General features: G+C 57.2%; 15 protein-coding genes, 3 tRNA genes and 2 rRNA genes. 8 read left to right on the forward strand and 12 right to left on the reverse strand.

Translation table 11 applies throughout. The annotated features are described in order from the left end of the window. Nucleotides 1-17: 17 nt before the first annotated feature. Nucleotides 18-338: a hypothetical protein gene (locus tag MOV14_RS04900; protein WP_318538107.1), complete on the reverse strand. Its 321-nt coding sequence runs from the start codon at nucleotides 336-338 to the stop codon at nucleotides 18-20. 171 nt (nucleotides 339-509) lie between these two features. On the opposite strand from MOV14_RS04900, the gene MOV14_RS04905 reads away from it, so the two are divergent. Beyond that, nucleotides 510-583 (forward strand) — tRNA-Gly (locus MOV14_RS04905). Between the two features lie 449 nt (nucleotides 584-1,032). Here MOV14_RS04905 and MOV14_RS04910 read toward each other — a convergent pair. The 4 genes from MOV14_RS04910 to MOV14_RS04925 form a co-directional block, all read right to left on the reverse strand. Beyond that, nucleotides 1,033-1,137: transfer RNA gene (locus tag MOV14_RS04910), tRNA-Met, on the reverse strand. A 42-nt stretch (nucleotides 1,138-1,179) separates the two neighbouring features. Next, nucleotides 1,180-2,085 (reverse strand): CBS domain-containing protein, encoded by a 906-nt coding sequence (locus MOV14_RS04915; RefSeq protein ID WP_318538108.1) that lies wholly within the window; start codon nucleotides 2,083-2,085, stop codon nucleotides 1,180-1,182. Between the two features lie 169 nt (nucleotides 2,086-2,254). Then, a 23S ribosomal RNA gene (locus tag MOV14_RS04920) occupies nucleotides 2,255-5,343 on the reverse strand. Nucleotides 5,344-5,495: 152 nt separating this feature from the next. Continuing rightward, nucleotides 5,496-6,996: ribosomal RNA gene (locus MOV14_RS04925) — 16S ribosomal RNA — on the reverse strand. The 16S and 23S rRNA genes sit together here, the layout of an rRNA operon. A gap of 321 nt (nucleotides 6,997-7,317) precedes the next feature. On the opposite strand from MOV14_RS04925, the gene MOV14_RS04930 reads away from it, so the two are divergent. The 3 genes from MOV14_RS04930 to MOV14_RS04940 are packed head-to-tail and all read left to right on the forward strand — an operon-like array spanning nucleotide 7,318 to nucleotide 9,389. Beyond that, nucleotides 7,318-7,590, forward strand: coding sequence for a SecE/sec61-gamma family protein translocase subunit (locus MOV14_RS04930; protein ID WP_318536240.1), 273 nt, complete (start codon nucleotides 7,318-7,320; stop codon nucleotides 7,588-7,590). Nucleotides 7,591-7,599: 9 nt separating this feature from the next. Next, on the forward strand, nucleotides 7,600-8,073 hold the full coding sequence (locus tag MOV14_RS04935) for a transcription elongation factor Spt5 (RefSeq protein WP_318536241.1): 474 nt from the start codon (nucleotides 7,600-7,602) through the stop codon (nucleotides 8,071-8,073). Beyond that, nucleotides 8,070-9,389: a UbiD family decarboxylase gene (locus MOV14_RS04940; RefSeq protein ID WP_318536242.1), complete on the forward strand. Its 1,320-nt coding sequence runs from the start codon at nucleotides 8,070-8,072 to the stop codon at nucleotides 9,387-9,389. The genes MOV14_RS04935 and MOV14_RS04940 overlap by 4 nt, the downstream gene beginning before the upstream one ends. 52 nt (nucleotides 9,390-9,441) lie before the next feature. Here the strand turns inward: MOV14_RS04940 and MOV14_RS04945 are convergent, their stop codons facing one another. Continuing rightward, nucleotides 9,442-9,822: a hypothetical protein gene (locus tag MOV14_RS04945; protein ID WP_318536243.1), complete on the reverse strand. Its 381-nt coding sequence runs from the start codon at nucleotides 9,820-9,822 to the stop codon at nucleotides 9,442-9,444. Nucleotides 9,823-9,834: 12 nt separating this feature from the next. Between MOV14_RS04945 and MOV14_RS04950 the strand changes: the two genes are divergently transcribed. Then, nucleotides 9,835-10,440 (forward strand): hypothetical protein, encoded by a 606-nt coding sequence (locus tag MOV14_RS04950; RefSeq protein ID WP_318536244.1) that lies wholly within the window; start codon nucleotides 9,835-9,837, stop codon nucleotides 10,438-10,440. Here the strand turns inward: MOV14_RS04950 and argF are convergent. The 4 genes from argF to rpl18a all read right to left on the reverse strand — a co-directional run bounded on the left by argF (nucleotide 10,427) and on the right by rpl18a (nucleotide 13,318). Further along, on the reverse strand, nucleotides 10,427-11,365 hold the full coding sequence (gene argF / locus MOV14_RS04955; protein ID WP_318536245.1) for an ornithine carbamoyltransferase: 939 nt from the start codon (nucleotides 11,363-11,365) through the stop codon (nucleotides 10,427-10,429). The genes MOV14_RS04950 and argF overlap by 14 nt on opposite strands. A 30-nt stretch (nucleotides 11,366-11,395) precedes the next feature. Then, complete coding sequence (ftsY, locus tag MOV14_RS04960; protein ID WP_318536246.1) at nucleotides 11,396-12,301, reverse strand: signal recognition particle-docking protein FtsY; 906 nt, start codon at nucleotides 12,299-12,301, stop codon at nucleotides 11,396-11,398. Nucleotides 12,302-12,307: 6 nt separating this feature from the next. Beyond that, a complete protein-coding gene (gene pfdA / locus MOV14_RS04965) occupies nucleotides 12,308-12,703 on the reverse strand; it encodes a prefoldin subunit alpha (RefSeq protein WP_318536247.1) in 396 nt (131 codons plus the stop codon). A gap of 309 nt (nucleotides 12,704-13,012) precedes the next feature. Further along, nucleotides 13,013-13,318: a 50S ribosomal protein L18Ae gene (rpl18a, locus tag MOV14_RS04970; RefSeq protein ID WP_318536248.1), complete on the reverse strand. Its 306-nt coding sequence runs from the start codon at nucleotides 13,316-13,318 to the stop codon at nucleotides 13,013-13,015. Nucleotides 13,319-13,566: 248 nt separating this feature from the next. Here rpl18a and MOV14_RS04975 point away from each other — a divergent pair. The 3 genes from MOV14_RS04975 to MOV14_RS04985 all read left to right on the forward strand — a co-directional run bounded on the left by MOV14_RS04975 (nucleotide 13,567) and on the right by MOV14_RS04985 (nucleotide 14,590). Next, a tRNA-Ala gene (locus tag MOV14_RS04975) sits at nucleotides 13,567-13,666 on the forward strand. Between the two features lie 128 nt (nucleotides 13,667-13,794). Further along, a complete protein-coding gene (locus tag MOV14_RS04980) occupies nucleotides 13,795-14,049 on the forward strand; it encodes a glutathione S-transferase N-terminal domain-containing protein (RefSeq protein ID WP_318538136.1) in 255 nt (84 codons plus the stop codon). Between the two features lie 31 nt (nucleotides 14,050-14,080). Beyond that, complete coding sequence (locus MOV14_RS04985) at nucleotides 14,081-14,590, forward strand: CDP-2,3-bis-(O-geranylgeranyl)-sn-glycerol synthase (protein ID WP_318536249.1); 510 nt, start codon at nucleotides 14,081-14,083, stop codon at nucleotides 14,588-14,590. 97 nt (nucleotides 14,591-14,687) lie between these two features. Here the strand turns inward: MOV14_RS04985 and MOV14_RS04990 are convergent, their stop codons facing one another. Both MOV14_RS04990 and MOV14_RS04995 read right to left on the reverse strand, forming a co-directional pair. After that, nucleotides 14,688-15,644, reverse strand: coding sequence for an MBL fold metallo-hydrolase (locus MOV14_RS04990; protein ID WP_318536250.1), 957 nt, complete (start codon nucleotides 15,642-15,644; stop codon nucleotides 14,688-14,690). Nucleotides 15,645-15,858: 214 nt separating this feature from the next. Then, nucleotides 15,859-16,020 carry a hypothetical protein gene (locus MOV14_RS04995; RefSeq protein WP_318536251.1) on the reverse strand — a complete coding sequence of 54 codons (162 nt, stop codon included), beginning with the start codon at nucleotides 16,018-16,020 and terminating at the stop codon, nucleotides 15,859-15,861. Between the last annotated feature and the right edge of the window lie 27 nt (nucleotides 16,021-16,047).

Genomic DNA, 16,047 nt, shown 5'->3' on the forward strand with positions numbered 1-16,047 from the left:
CTATCCCCACACGAACCCTAGACTTTTGTGAAGCGCTTCTTCAGCTCCTTGTACTCCTCCTGCGGTACTTTCGACGCCTCCCTCTTACCGTCTTCAGTTAAATTGACCTCGTAACCGGTCATCGTGATGTAGCCCTTATCCCTCAAACCACGTATGGCTTCCGCGAAGCCCCCCACAACGCGCGCAAAGTTCGGGTTCTTCCTAGGCAAAAACTCCTCCGTAATGAACTCAGCTAGGTATTCCTCAGGTGCACTGCTCCCAGATTGATAATATATCTTGCCGCCGTACTCGTAATAGATGTACGCTAGTAAGAACCTTTCAACGCCGGTTAGACTCAACTCCCCCACCCGACGTTTTTTCCGAAGCCTCCTATATTTACTTTTGCATCTATTCCTCTTCAAAAAAGGAAGATAGCCCTCAACCAGAGGTACTCGGATTGCCTCAATACAGGAAACTAAAGAACAAAAATAAATAGAGGTTCCGTAAATATAGAGGGAGTGAGAGAGGTAGCGGCCGTAGTCTAGTCTGGTAGGATGGCGGCCTCCCAAGCCGCAGAACCCGGGTTCAAATCCCGGCGGCCGCACCTGGCTCCCATCTTCTCCTCATTTTCCGACCCTTGAGCTACTGGATCTATGAGCACCTCCGTGTAGCCCACAACAAATCGTGGCCAAGTTGCTCGAGCTAACCGAGCTGACGGGGATGCTTTAGCACCTAAGGCAGCCCCCAGGCCCATCACCAGAGCCTTCGGCACCCGCAACCGGGGTACATCACCGTTGCGCTGGAGAGGCTCCGCTCAGCGGGCTTCGTGAAGGAGGCTGTCGTTGGCAACGCAACACTGAAGCCGAGCAAGGATGACGAAGAGCCTAAGGGGGCCAGTGGAAGGCAGAAAAGGAGGAGCAGTAAGGTGAATGCTTTTTATTGTGCACCGCAAAGACTCGCGCCAGGTAGTTTCGCGGAGAACGGGGGACCATGGAGTTTACGCTAATGTCATTCTCGCATGCCAAGCTGTTGAAGAAAAAACAATACAGATAGTGCCGGGGCCGGGATTCGAACCCGGGAAACTCCCGCATACCCCTAGGCAGGGGTATGTACCGGATTATGAGTCCGGCGCCCTAGACCAGGCTAGGCGACCCCGGCTCTGTGTTTCAAGACAACTCTGGGGAAAATATAATTCTTGCGCTAGAAGGTTACCCTGGAGGCGTAGATCTTCTGCTGTAGCTCATCGACAAACGTTTCAACGCCTTTCACCTGCGGTAATCGCGTCATGATGTCTCGCTCAGTCAATATCCCAACCGGTTTCTTCTCAGCGGAGACAACAACAACCGCTCCGATCCCGCGCTCCTTCATCCTCTTCACCGCCACACCCACATCGTCCTCAGGGCTCACCGTTACCACAGGCCTACTGGCGATGTAGGCTAAAGGTGTTTCATAGACCCTCTGGGCATCACCGGCCCGAAGGGCTTTTAGCACATCATCCGAGGCGAGGAAGCCTAGAATATCTTTGACCGTGACTATACCCTGTAGCTCGCCTCCGGCTATGAGCGGTATGCGCCTGACTCTCCTCTCGCTCATAAGCTGAAGACCCATCCTGATGTTATCGCTGGGCGTAAGGCTGGCGAAAGGCTTAGTCATTATCTCCTTCACCTTAACATGAGTCTCCACGTCAGCGAAAAGAGAAATTATGTGCCGCTCCGAGATGATGCCCACCAACACGCCGTCCCTGTTCACCACGGCCAAAGCGCCGACGCCTCGGTAAAGCATAGTTTCAACAATATCCTTGAGGCCAGCGTCCATGTAGACGAATGGAGGCTTGTAACTTAGCGATAAGGCATCAGTCTCTTCTAAGGCTTTGTATATATCGCCGCTGTAAGTCCCGACAACAATGTCTTTAAACCTCCTACCTCCCAAGAAGTCCACAAGATCGCGGACAGATATCATACCAACAAGCTTACCATCATTGTCCACCAGCGGGCAGTGCCTGACACGCTTCGATGCCATTCCAATAAGTACCTCGAGAAGCTTCGAATCAGGCTTCAGGAAAAGAGCGGGAGGGTAGCGACCCACACCGATTTCAAACAGCTTCATCAAACATTACCTAACCCCTGGGGTTAAAATCTGTTATCTGCATAAGAGGTGTTCAACAATAAACGAAGATGTCAATGCAAGTGAGATGACAACCTCGAAGAAGACAAACGGAAATAAAAATATTGGAAAAATATCGCGCCGCGTAGGAGTTTTGTGCTCAGGCTCACACCAGTAGACAGCCTCGGGCTATTGGGAGTGGCCGGCTCGCACCTCGGGCAGAGCCCTCGGTGCATACACCGCCACCCCATCAACCCCGTCTTCTACGGGTGCCCTCGTCTCGGCCAGGAGCCTCGTCGCCGAGGCCCCATGCGGCCGAGAGCGGCCGCCTCGTCTCGGGGTGGGTTTCCCGCTTAGATGCCTTCAGCGGTTACCCCTTGCGGCGTGGCTGCCCGGCAGTGCCCTGCCGGACAACCGGTAGACTAGAGGCCGCGGCCCGCCGTTCCTCTCGTACTGAGCGGACCATCCCCTCAGGCGGCCAACGGTCCCGGCAGGTAGAGTCCGACCTGTCTCGCGACGGTCTAAACCCATCTCACGTTCCCTTTTAATGGGCGAGCAGCCCCACTCTTGGCCCCTGCTGCAGGGCCAAGCTAGGAAGAGACGACGTCTGGGTACCAAACCGCGGGGTCGATGTGAACTCTCGCCCGCGACGAGCCGGTTATTCCCGGGGTAACTTTTCTGTCATGCCCGGCCCCCACCGAAGGGGGCACGAGCGTTCGCTAGGCCCCGGTTTCCCGCCTGCGCCCCATGCGTTTAAGGGCGCAGTCAGCCCGGCTTTTGGCCTTGCCCTCTACGGCGGAGTTCTGACCCGCCTGAGCCGAGCTTTGGGCACCCCTGATACCTTTTCAGGGGTGTGCCGCCCCAGCCGAACAGCCCACCTGGCGCTGTCCCCCAGGATTGCCCCAGGGTTAGGGATACAGCCACGGGTGAGCGGTGTTTCATGGTCGCATCCACCAGCCCCGGAGGACTGGTTTCATCGCTCCCGCCTACGCTACGCACCCGCAGCCGTATCCCAACGCCAGGCTGCTGTGAAGCTCCACGGGGTCTTCTCGCCCCACCGGGACTCCCAGGACTCTGCACCTGGTTGCGGGTTCAGCGGGTCCCGGGCTGGGACAGTGGGGACCTCGTTGATCCATTCATGCGCGCCGGAACTTACCCGGCAAGGCATTTGGCTACCTTAAGAGAGTCAGAGTTACTCCCGGCCTTCAGCGGCGCTTCGCCCGGTTGTACCCGGGTTTCACGTACCGCCAGTGGCCAGGATTCAGCCCCCGTACTCACCCTTTCGGGCTCGCGGGGACCTATGTTTTTATTAAACAGTCGGGTCCCCCTTGTCACTGCGACCTGCGGTCCCAGGGGTGTGCCCCAAGACCGCAGGCACCCCTTCTCCCGAAGTTACGGGGCCAATTTGCCGAGTTCCCTAGCCCGGGTTACCCCGCCACGCCTTGGGCTTCTCACCCAGGGGCACCTGTGTCGGTTCTCGGTACGGTCGTGGGGGGTCCTTCCCCGCTCCCTTTTCACGGGCCCCAGGAGTCGGGGGAACCTGCCTAACGGCAGGCCCATCGCGCCTTCACCCGCTTCTCGCCATGACGGCACTCCGCGGGCTTCAGCGCTTGGATAGGGCGGCGGCCCTACTCCCCTATCCCGAGGCGTCAGGAGCGGGGCCTTGCGTTGCCGCGAAGCGTACCCCCACGGCAGGGGAATATTAACCCCTTTCCCTTTCGGTGGCACCAGGTTAAGGGCCACCTTAGGACCGGCTAACCCTCAGCCGACGACCGTTGCTGAGGAACCCTTGCCCTTTCGGCGGAGGGGATTCTCACCCCTCTTGCGCTCTTACTACCGCCGGGATTTTCATTCCGAGCGGATCCACCGGACCTCACGGCCCGGCTTCTAGTCCACCCGGACGCCCCCCTACCGGATCACCCCGCAATGCGGGGTGCCCCGGGGTCTCGGCGGCCGGCTTAGTCCCGCTAATCTTCGGGGCCCCCCGCCTCGGCGGGTAAGCTGTTACGCACTTCTTAGCCGATGGCTGCTTCTAAGCCTACGGCCCCGCTGTCTAAGGCGGGGGACACCCTTCTGGCTTGACACTTTAGCCGGCACTTGGGGGCCTTAACCCCGGTCTGGGTTGTTCCCCTCTCGGCCTGGCGGCTTATCCGCCAGAACCCGTCTCCGCCCTTCTACGGTGCCGACCGGTTCGGGGTTCGAAAGGGAGCCGGGGCCTTTCGGCCCCTAAACCCCCAATCGGTGCCCTACCCGATCGGCCACCTCCGGGCGGGCCGGGCTGGGACCCGCTTTGGGGGGAACCAGCTATCACCGAGCTTGATTGGTCTTTTGCCCCTAGGCCGAGGTCAGAGGAACGAATTGCACGTCAGAACCCCTGCGGGCCTCCACCCGGCTTTCGCCGGGCTTCACCCTGCCCCGGCCTAGATCGCTCGGTTTCTGGTCTCACGGCTGTGACTCCGGGCCCTTTCAGACCCCGCCCCACACCGGTCTTGCGACCGGCTACGGGCATGTCGGTTTCCCTACGCCTTCGGGGTTAGAGCCCCTTAGGCTCGCCACAGCCGTGAACTCCCCGGCCCGTGTTTCTAGACGTAAGGCGTGACCCCGGTCCCCTCCCCTCGTACTCCCCGGTCGCCCGGGTTTCCTTCAGGGAGGATCGACCCTTTCGGGCCACGCCACCTGTAGCCGCTCGGTTTCAGGCTCTTTTCACCCCCCTTCCGGGGTACTTTTCAGCTTTCCCTCACGGTACTTAGTTCGCTATCGGTCTCGGGACGTATTTAGCCTTGGAGGTCGGTGCCCCCCAGCTTCCCACGGCAAAACCAAGCCGTGGTACTCAGGGACACCCGCCGTCTCCCCCTCGGGTTTCGCCTACGGGGCTGTCACCCTCTGCGGCGGGGCTTTCCAGCCCACTTCGGCTACCCGAGACCGGGAGGGCGCGGGGCCCTGCAACACCACATCCGCCCAGGCTCCTCGCCTGGGAGTTCGGTTTGGGCTCTCCCCCTTTCGGTCGCCCCTACTCAGGGGATCCCAGTTGGTTTCTTCTCCTCCCCCTACTAAGATGTTTCCGTTGGGGGGGTTCCCGCTCGGTACTCCCCAAGAGGGTTTCCCGAGCGCTACGGGCTTTTCGCCCGTAGCAGGAGGTCCCATTCGGCGATCCCCGGATCAAAGCCTGCCTGCGGCTACCCGGGGCGTATCGCCGCTTGCCACGGCCTTCCTCGGCGCCCGAGCCGAGCCATCCACCGAGCGGCTTCGAGCCGTCTACTGGTGTGAGCCTGATCTGCACACTCCTACGCGGCGCTCATTATCCCCATGCGCTCGCATGGGGCTCACGCCCTTCACCCAGGAGGCTGAGCCTCCTGGGTTGCATCCCAGATTAGCGTGAGGCGCGGTGCGCAGGCTTTTCGACCGGATCAATAAGGAGGTGATCCGGCCGCAGGTTCCCCTACGGCCACCTTGTTACGACTTCTCCCCCCTTGGGAGGCCCAGGTTCGACCTCCCACCTCTTCGGCGAGAGGCCTCACCTGGGCCTCCCTCGGGTGGAGCGACGGGCGGTGTGTGCAAGGAGCAGGGACGTATTCACCGCGCGTTGGTGACACGCGGTTACTAGGGATTCCACGTTCACGAGGGCGAGTTGCAGCCCTCGATTCCTACTGAGGCGGGGTTTACGGGATTACCTCCCCCTTTCGGGGTCGGAACCCGCTGTCCCCGCCATTGCAGCTCGCGTGTAGCCCGGGGGTTTCGGGGCATACTGACCTGCCGTAGCCCCCACCTTCCTCCGGCTTATCGCCGGCAGTCCCCCTAGAGTGCCCCGACCCCGAAAGGCCGGGTAGCAACTAGGGGTGGGGGTCTCGCTCGTTCCCTGACTTAACAGGACACCTCACGGCACGAGCCGGCGACGGCCATGCACCTCCTCTCAGCTCGTCTGGCAAGGTCGTCAGCCTGGCCTTCATCCTGCTGTCGCCCCCGGTAAGGTTTCCGGCGTTGACTCCAATTAAACCGCAAGCTTCACCCCTTGTGGTGCTCCCCCGCCAATTCCTTTAAGTTTCAGCCTTGCGGCCGTACTCCCCAGGCGGCGGGCTTAACGGCTTCCCTACGACACTGGGCGAGCTCGAGGCCCGCCCAACACCTAGCCCGCATCGTTTACAGCTGGGACTACGGGGGTATCTAATCCCCTTTGCTCCCCCAGCTTTCGTCCCTCACCGTCGGGCGCGTTCCAGCCGGGCGCCTTCGCCACTGGTGGTCCTCCTGGGATTATAGGATTTCGCCCCTACCCCAGGAGTACCCCCGGCCTCTCCCGCCCCCTAGCCCGGCAGTATCCCCCCGCTCCCACGGTTGAGCCGTGGGCTTTAAAGGGGGACTTACCGGGCCGGCTACGGACGCTTTAGGCCCAATAATCGTCCCGACCACTCGCGGGGCTGGTATTACCGCGGCGGCTGACACCAGGCTTGCCCCCCGCTTATTCGCCCGGCTTTTTAGACCGGGCAAAAGCCACCCTCATCGGGTGGCACTCGGGGTGACTCCGTCACGGTTTCCCGCATTGCGGAAGTTTCGCCCCTGGTGCGCCCCGTAGGGCCTGGGCCCTTGTCTCAGTGCCCATCTCGGGGCTCCCGCTCTCACGGCCCCCACCCGTTATCGGCTTGGCGGGCCGTTACCCCGCCAACTACCTGATGGGCCGCAGCCCCATCCTCGGGCGGCTGCAGCGGGCATGGCGCTGCAGCCCTTTCGGCGCAGACCCATTCCAGGAGTCTGCACCTATGGGGGATTATCCCCAGTTTCCCGGGGTTATCCCCCTCCCGAGGGTAGGTTAGCCACGTGCTACTGAGCCGTCCGCCGGAGCCGGCCGTAGCCCCGGCTCCTAGACTTCCATGGGTTAGCCCCACCCCGATAGCAGTCGGGTCCGGCAGGATCAACCGGAGTCTGGCCGCGAGCGGGTGGAGCACCTAGATTAGCCTGCGCACCGCGCCTCACTTTCTTTTCCCCGAGAGTGCAGGCGCCCCCTCAGCGGCCGGCGCCAGTTTTCTCGGGGAAGCACTGTGTAGCCGTGGACGGAGGCCGCCTTTTCATTGGGAGAGGGATCCTCTCCCGCTAATCCAGGCGAGCCGCCGGTGTCCACGGCCGCAGTTTTAGTGGTTAATGGGGGTCTATTTAAACATTACTCGCGGGAAGCTTCCTCTGCATCCCATCATCCAAAAAGGTTTTTATGGCATGCGCGCGTATGGGAGGAGAGGGTGGCTCTACGTGAAAGTGCTCGACGTTTTAGACGACTGGGTGAAGGTCCTAAAGCTCGCCACTAAGCCATCGAGAGAGGAGTACAAGCTGACCTTAAGAGTAGTCCTCCTCGGTCTCGGGATACTAGGCACGATGGGCTTCTTCTTCCAGCTGGCAGGTTCCATGCTCGAGTTCGCCAGTATACAGGCTATACCGCGCGAGTACGCGCTTTTGGGAGGTCTAGTCGTCGGGGTTGTTATTCTCTTCACTGCGCTCTACCTGAGATCTCGAAGCGAGCTATAGGTGAGCTACGTGGAACAAGCTTCCGCAACGAAAGCAACGCGCTTCTACGCGTTCCGCGTCACGGCAGGGCAGGAGTACAACGTTGCGCACCTCCTGTACAACAGAGCTAGCAAGGGACAATACAACGTAGACTCCATAGTTGTTGTGCCGGGCGTGAAGGGGCTTCTCTTCATAGAGTGCAGAGCCCTCTACGAAGCCCAGCGGCTCGTGGCCGGTATGAAGCACGTGAGGGGGGCTGTAAGGGGAGCCATTAGCTTCAGCGAAATGGAGTCGTTCATAAAGCCCAAACCCGTGGTCGAGGCCGTCAGAGTGGGTGATCTTGTTGAGATAATTAGAGGCCCCTTCGCCGGAATGAGGGGAAAAATCATCAGCGTGGACCCGGCAAGAAACGAAGTTAAAGTGGAGCTCGCAGAGGCCGTGTACGTGTTACCTGTAACGATCAGCGCGGATGACATTAAAGTGGTGAAGCGAGCGGAAGGATGATGCGGGAAGCATCGCCTCCTGTGCAGAACGCCGCACTAGACCTGCGCGCCTTGTTACAGTTCTACCGCTCTCAGAGCGAGATAATAGAGTCTCAGCGTAAGCTCGAGCTGGAGTTCGAGGTTGCTAGATTCATAAGAGACAGCCAGCCAACCCCGGTGGTGGCCGACACCGAGCGTGGACTTGTCGTGTCTAACCTCCTCGCCAGCCGTAAAGCCTTGTTCGAGGTCCTCGGAGTCCGCGATGACGCCGAGGCTTACTCGAAGATGGCCAGAGCCATGTCCTCCCCGCTTCAGATAAGCAACCTGACGACCCCCTCGTTAGTGTCGCTCGGTGACGACCTCCTCAGGCTACCGGTACCCAAGTTCTTCGAGAAAGATGGGGGTTACTACATAACGGCAGGGGTATTCATCGCCAAGGAGGTTGGCGGCAGGGCCGTCAACGCGAGCATACACAGGGCTATGATCCTAGACGAGAACCACCTGGCGGTGAGGCTCGTTCCACGCCATCTTTATTACATGTTCACCCAGGCCGAGAAGAGAGGCATCGCGCTTCCCGCAGCGATCCTGGTTGGAGCACCACCTGCAGTTTACGTGGCGGCTGCGTGCAGTCCGCCCTACGGTATTTACGAGGTAGAGGTCGCCAACACCTTAGCCGGTGGAGGGCTAGCTGGCACCTCAGACCTCCTCGAGGGTGTAGTGCTGCCGGTCCCGTCTGAAGTAGTTATACTCGGCGAGTTCTTGCCCGGTAAGCGCTCGAAGGAGGGTCCTTTCGTGGACATTCTCGGCACCTACGATGGGGTGCGCGAGGAGCCTGTTTTCCTGGTTCATGAGATTCTCACGAGGCAAACTCCGTACTTTTACTCCATACTCCCCTCGGGTTACGAGCACACCCTCCTCATGGGTTTCCCGAGGGAAGTCGCGATATGGGACGGCGTGAGCAAGGTTGTCCCCAAGGTTCACAAAGTTAGGCTACCTCCTTCCGGCGGCGGATGGCTCTACGCTGTAGTAAGCATAGACAAGAGCACCGAAGGTGACGCAAAAAACGCTATACTGGCCGCATTTGCGGCGCACCCCTCCCTAAAGATAGCCATCGTCGTTGATGGCGACGTCGATCCAGACAACCCGGAAGACGTCGAGTGGGCTATTGCGACCAGGATGCAGCCAGACGAGGATTTAGTCATCATTAGAGGGGCCCGGGGCAGCAGCCTCGACCCGTCGGCTGATCAAAAATCCCTCATAACCTCTAAGCTCGGCATTGACGCCACAAGGCCGCTAAGCAAGCCGAGCTGGATGTTTGAAAAAGCAAGAATACCCTGAGCCGTTCGGAACCCTGTGAGAGCTCGAAAGAGATGCTCAGTCGAAGGCAACTTCAGAACCTGTGAGTGATGCTTGCCTCGACGTTAGGATTTTCACTTTTAATGATCTCCAGTATCCAGAACCCAAAGACGTCCGCGCTTATACGCCCAACGCCTTTCTTCCTGGAAAACGCGACTTGAAGTGCGGAGCCGTCTTCTTCGGCACAAACCTCGAACGTCTCCCCCCACAGCCAACCGCCCTGGTGGGTGAGAGATAGCTTAAGTTCCCAGCAGTTCAAGCTCTTCACGACGCTTCTTACCTTAAGTTGCACGCTCACTACACCGTTCACAGTCTCTATGGGCACTATGTTGCTAAAGCCTAATGCTCGCTTTAACGCGGCTTCCAGCTCTGCCTTAGTGCACCCTGTAACGCTAAAGACTGCTTTTTTAACCAACGCGCTCGCCCTATGATCGTGGGCTCTTACACCACCCTGAAGAAAAGGTTTACGCGATCCCTCCGGGCTTTCAACCCCAGGCCAGATGACACCCTGGTTCTCGTGACGCTCGAGAACCTCCAGTCACTTCTCCTTTTGGAGTTAGCCATAAGCGTGGAGCAGGAGTACAACGTTGAAATGCATCACCTCCACCTAGGTGGAAGCCCGGACGCGTTCCGTGAGTTGGCGCTCCGCTCAAATCAGGTAGCTTCTAGCAGAAGCATCGATGGGGGCTTCACCACATACACAGATGTGAAGCTCGCCGTAGCTTCCCTTAGTGAGGATTACCCTCAAGCCCTTTTCCTGCTACCATTCACCGCTGACGACCTCGCTTGCTACTTTCTCAGGGAAGTACTCAGAGGCAACCTAGCTGGGCTCACCCTCGAGGCGACAACCCGCGTTGCCTACCCCCTCTACTCTACGTCGCTTCAGGAAATAGAGGAGGCCTACAGCAGCAACCATTTAAAGGCAACTCTCATGACTGAGTGCAAACTCCTGAGGGAGCTTCAAGGCAGAGTATCCGCTCACGCTTTCGGAAGATTCTACGTGGACACTTTCGTTAAGGCTAGAGGCTCCTAGACCAGTGCGGGTTGAGCAGGTACAAGAGCACGGCCTTCGAGGTATGCAGCCTGTTCTCTGCCTGGTCAAAAACCACGCTGTTGCCGCTCTCGATGACGTCGTCGGTTATCTCTTCACCGCGGTGCGCAGGCAGGCAGTGCATCACGATGTAATCATCCCTGCCCACTTTTTTCAAAAGGTCTGAGTTCACCTGATACCGTGGCAAGAACGCCTTGAGCCTCTCCTCTCGCTCCTTCTCCTGACCCATGCTCACGAAGACGTCCGTGTAAACGACGTCCACGTCTCTCACAGCCTCAGCGGGATCCTCGTAGATCTCTATCTTCGAGTAAACGTCGTCCCCGAGAACCTCGGGATCTGGCTCGTAGGCCTTCGGTGAGGCAACTCTGATCCTCGCGCCGAGCTTCACCCCCGCTATTGCAAGCGAGTTGAAGACATTATCCCTCCCATCACCGATGAAAGCTACCCTTACCCCGTCTACTCGCCCTTTCTTTTCCTTAATCGTCATGTAGTCAGCCAGGGCTTGCAAGGGGTGGTAGAGGTCGCTGAGCATATTTATCACAGGAACACGAGAGAACCTGGCCAGCTCTTCGAGGTCGGAGTGCCTGAAAACCCTAGCGGCAATGGCGTGGTGATACCTCGATAAAACCCTCGCAACATCCCTTACAGGCTCCCCGCGAGAAAGCTGAAGCTCCTGAGCAGAGTAGGTTATAGGTAGCCCCCCAAGCTCATACACAGCTACCGAGAAGGAGGCCCTTGTTCTCGTTGAGGGTTTCTCAAATATCAGAGCGACGTTGAATCCTGAGAGAAACGGAAGCACCGCCCTACCTTTCTGCCTCAACCTCTTTAACAGGATGGCGTCATCGATCAGGAGCCTAATTTCTTCGGCAGTATAATCCTTTAGGGTCAGAAAATCTCTTTTAGACACAAACTCTCCCCCCGGCAGGAGTATAAAAATCTAGTCGAGCAGGGAGTCAACGAAGTTCCTGTAGTCAAATGGATGCAGGTCTTCGAGCCTCTGACCGGTCCCGACGTACAGGATAGGCCTACCCGTAGTATACACGATCGATAACACTACGCCCCCCTTGGTGTCAGCATCGAACTTTGTAACTATACTGCCATCAAAACCCACTTCTTCAAAAAACGTCCTAGCCATCTCCACCGCATCGTTCCCGGTGAGCGCGTCTCCAACGAAAACCCTAAAGTCCGGCTCAACCACCCTGATTATCTTCCTCATCTCATCCATCAGGTTTTTCCTAGTGTGCATCCGCCCAGCTGTGTCCACTAGTACAACGTCGAACCCTTGCCTTCTGGCCCTCTCGACAGCCTCATAGGCAACCGCAGCCGGATCGGCGCCGTAACCTAGGTTCACAAGGAACGCCCCGGACATGTTCGCGATCTGGGACACCTGCTCGATAGCCCCAGCTCTGAATGTATCGGCGGCTGCGATCACTACCCTGTAGCCCTTTAACCTCAGACGGTAAGCAAGTTTTCCGATCGTGGTGGTTTTTCCGTGGCCGTTCGGTCCCAGGAAAACAACCTTGTACGGCTCAGCTCCGCCTTTCCTGACCGAAACCTCACGCTCGAGGTCGAAAACCCCAGCTCTTTCAAAAACATTCAGCAAAACGGCTTTAAGCTCTTCCCGGATGAACTCCGCAATGCTACTCCCACGTTTAACGCTTCGCCCCACCACCCTTTCCCGAAGCTGAGCAATAAGGCCCTCCGCGACCTCAAGGGCTACGTTGTTCTCCACGAGCTCTAGCAGAAGCTTAGATGAAGCATCGTCAAAGCTTTCAGGAGTTATTTCCTTATACGCCAAGGATCTGACAAACTCCCTGAAAACCCGTGAAAGCCCTTGCTGCATTGCGGGCTACCTTAACGCGGCCTGCAACTGTTGTAGTCTCTGGAGAATCTTGTTGAGCTCATCAACTCTTCTCTCGATGAGCTGCTGCAACTCATCCCTTCTTTGCTTCAGAAACTCCAACGTGTCGTTAAGGTCTTTCTCAACGAGGATGTTGGACCCGATGGATACGAGGAACTTGTCCTGCCTGTTTATAATAGCCCTGGCATAGACACCCGTCGATATAGGTATGAGGATCTCACGCGAGTCGCCAAGCGAGCTTATGTTCTTCAGAGTCGCAACTGTTGAATCAACCTCCACGAGGAGATTCTGGGCAAGCGATATCTCCTTTTGAAGCTCCTCCGCTAGCTGAGTAAGCAAACCATACTCCTCAGCTAGACTTGCTCTTTCCTGCTTAGAGCTCATATGAACCCTCTCGTCGCTTGTGACGGCAGAGCACTAATAAGGCTTTTCGTTAATATAGCCCATGCGTGGAAACCCCCTTCACGTGTTCCAGACCCCATCGAGACTTTCTGTGGCGCCCAGCAAGTAGCTTAGTGAGCGTGGGAGGAACTGGGCAAAAATCTCCGCCTATCCGCTCTACGTGCTAGCGCTTTCAGGTGTTTACCAAGGCTCATAGCGCCCACGCGGGGCCGGTCAACTTAAGCAAACCCTACGAGAAGCCAAGGCAAAAACGTGGCAAAGCGCCCATAAAAGCGATCGCTACCAAAAAGCCTAGCGCGTATAAACCACGACTTTGTCTGAGGAAGCCAAGCTCTTAATGTAGTTGTCCTCGATCTCGTCTACACTAACCTCCTTCACGCTGTGTATTTTAATGTGGTTTCGTGTAACCTTGTGCCTGCTGCCTAAAACACTGTAAACCTTTTCCATGGCCTCACTCTCCTTAACTGCACGGACGTAGATTCTGAAACCCTGCCGCGCTCCGAGCCGGAGTTTCATCTCGCCACGGATTTCGAATGTCCTAGCAATCATAGGTCTCTCGTTCTTCACCTCCAACTTCCTCAAAAACTTTTTGTCCACAACGGCGCTGTAGGAGGAACACGTTACAGTATACTTCTTTCGTGTTCAACACTACTTTCTCCCATTCATCAAGGGTTTATAGAGGTCATGGAGGGGGCGTTCGAGCACGACTTGGCTTGAGAAGTGTAACAACCAGTTTAAGGGGCGGGTGAGAGCGGAGAAAGAGGAGCGAAGAGCAGCAGGAGTAACTGGACAGCTCTGGTGTTTTGTGGCAAACTTTTTAAGATAGCATTGCAAGCTCCCGTTGGGGGCCGGTCGTCTAGTGGGAGGATGCCGCCTTCGCAAGGGCGCGGATTCGAGGGGCTCCGAGAGCGGCGGTGGTCCCGGGTTCGAATCCCGGCCGGTCCACTTTTCGGAGGTTTTCACTTTCAGCTTATTCGGCAAGGGTTTTTGTTGCTCTACAGTTATATTTCAACTGTAGTGTGCGGGTTTCGAATGGTTAACGTAAAGACTCGACTGCGGGGTGTGAGGTGGTGATGGTCAGGGAGAATGGCAACGTAGGTGTACTCTTCGTTGATGGGAGTGAAGAGTCGAAGCGCCTGCTAGCAAAGCTGGCTGAAAACGGTCTTTCCGGCTTGATCGAGGTGGTTGACGTTTCGAAAAACAGCCTTAGGGGTTGGTTACTTCTTGAGTACGGGACCTCAGAGGTTCCACTATTAGTCACGGAAAAAGGGGTGCTCTCGGGTTCGAAGAGCATCGAGGAGTATATCAATAAGCTCCGTAAAAGCTGAAGTTTTTTAATCATCTCGTAATTTTTGTGTCGTGCACGTAATAGTGGATGCTATCGTGTGGATTCTCCCGGCCTACTTTGCCAACGGGGCCCCAGTTCTAACCGTTCATGTTATCCGGCGGGCTGGTTACCGTCCGCACCCCCTTGACTTTGGGGCCACATTCACAGACGGAAGGAGGGTTTTAGGAGACAACAAATCTATTGAGGGTTTCCTGGGCGGGGTTGCCGCGGGGACTGCAGGTGGAGCCCTGCTGCAGCTTTTCGGGCTGCATGACCTCTTGTCTGCCTTTGTGATGTCCATCGGGGCACTAACAGGCGACCTAGTAGGTGCGTTCGTCAAAAGGAGGCTGGGTCTAAGACCAGGAGACCCCGCTCCTCTTTTAGACCAACTAGACTTTGTGGCGGGATCGGTGCTCGCCTACTGGCTTTACAAGCCACCGCCACTGGAATACGTTGTGGTGGTTGTTGTTCTAACGCCTCTTATTCATCTAGTCACCAATGCAGTGGCGTACGTTCTGGGGATAAAAGACAGACCATGGTAGCCTAAAAGCGCGTGGGAGACCCATCGTAGGCATCGAATCCGCGGGGGTAGATCAGCGAGGCATTGCTGAAGAAGTTACAGGCTCCGTTCCCGGCCCCTCAAACGCCAAGATCTTCGCAACGTATCCGCTTTTTCCTTAATGCCTCTAGGTACGACTGCGGGGGTGGGTCTGTCTCGTAGAGTAGCTTTCTGTGGGCCTCGAGAGGCGTGAAGCTCAGCCCGGCTATCTCACTGTAGAGATGGATATCCACTGCCGGTGAGATCTCGTCAATAACAGTTCGCCAGTTCGGGTCGCGGAGTATGTGATGCGATACGATGTTGATTCTCTTCACCCTTAAAGCCTTTGCGAGGTTCTCTAACCCTTTGCTTAACTTGTCCTTGCCCTTGTCTCCTAGGTAGGTCGGGGGACCACCGATTATGGCCACTTTGAAGCTCTCATTTAGCAAAACCACCAGCGCTTCATCGGAGACGGGTCCTTGGACGTCAGGCATGTAAGCCAGAATTGCCTCACCCCCGACGTACAACTTGAAGCAGGCAACCCAACCCAGTTTCTCATCCCCGTGAACTGCGATAAAGCTTTCGAGAAGCGTGTCGCCTACTTGCAGTCTCCCCGCGTCCGCGAGGACCACCCTAGCACCGCTCTTCGATTCTTCGAGAGCTTTGAAAAACTGCTGGGCTCGACGCTTCTGGTTGAAGTTTATGCTAGAGGTTGGTGACTTCGCAAGCAACGTTTTACCGGAGTAGACCTCTAGGAATGTCTCCTCATCGGTGCACTCGTAAAGCGACTTATAGGGTGGTGTGTAGTGGTCCCGGTGGTAGTGCGACACCGTAACAACATCAGCCTTACCCGCGTACTCCACGATCTTCTCTCTGAGCCTTCTCAGAGACCTGAACTCCTCCGGGTGCGGTGGCAGACCGTAACGAAGCGGTCCGAGGCTTATCCCAGCGTCGAAGAGAATCCTCGCGTCTGGAGTCTCAACGTATAGACTCATCGAGCGCACTCCTAGGCTTTCGTCCGCGATCGGCGTTATAGCCACTCTACCCACTTTAAGCATCGGCCCGTTCGACCCCTTCCCTTAGCGCCTATCACGGCATAGAAGTCGTAGCAGTGGTGCTTTTAGTTTTTCCCTGATTTCCTCCCGTGTTTGACCCACCGATTCCCCTGTTTCCCCGCGGGTTGGGAAGAAGTTGCAGGAGAGTGTTCGCGCAGCAACTGTGCAGTTTGGGTTTTTGCTGGCACAGCATATGTGAACGCTTATAACCCCCATTCTATCGAGTGCTTCTGCGTCCTCGTAAAGCGGGCAGGTCGAGCCTCTCCAAGCCACCAGCCTCCCGCTTTACGGTCTGCAGGAGCTCGGAGGCCAGCCTAGCCTCCCGCCTCATCGCGCTGTAGGCTACGGCTACTGCCTCGAGTCGCCGACTCTCCTCCACGAGCCTCCACACAAGCTCCTTGAGTAC

It is taken from the genome of Infirmifilum sp. NZ, assembly GCF_022693705.1.
Taxonomy (GTDB): domain Archaea; phylum Thermoproteota; class Thermoprotei; order Thermofilales; family Thermofilaceae; genus Thermofilum.

Bases quoted from the DNA above. Each gene is read 5' to 3' on its own strand.
- MOV14_RS04915 (WP_318538108.1), bottom strand. From the start codon at position 2,085: ATGAAGCTGTTTGAAATCGGTGTGGGTCGCTACCCTCCCGCTCTTTTC.
- MOV14_RS04940 (WP_318536242.1), top strand. From the start codon at position 8,070: ATGATGCGGGAAGCATCGCCTCCTGTGCAGAACGCCGCACTAGACCTG.
- MOV14_RS04950 (WP_318536244.1), top strand. From the start codon at position 9,835: ATGATCGTGGGCTCTTACACCACCCTGAAGAAAAGGTTTACGCGATCC.
- ftsY (WP_318536246.1), bottom strand. From the start codon at position 12,301: ATGCAGCAAGGGCTTTCACGGGTTTTCAGGGAGTTTGTCAGATCCTTG.
- pfdA (WP_318536247.1), bottom strand. From the start codon at position 12,703: ATGAGCTCTAAGCAGGAAAGAGCAAGTCTAGCTGAGGAGTATGGTTTG.
- MOV14_RS04980 (WP_318538136.1), top strand. From the start codon at position 13,795: ATGGTCAGGGAGAATGGCAACGTAGGTGTACTCTTCGTTGATGGGAGT.
- MOV14_RS04990 (WP_318536250.1), bottom strand. From the start codon at position 15,644: ATGCTTAAAGTGGGTAGAGTGGCTATAACGCCGATCGCGGACGAAAGC.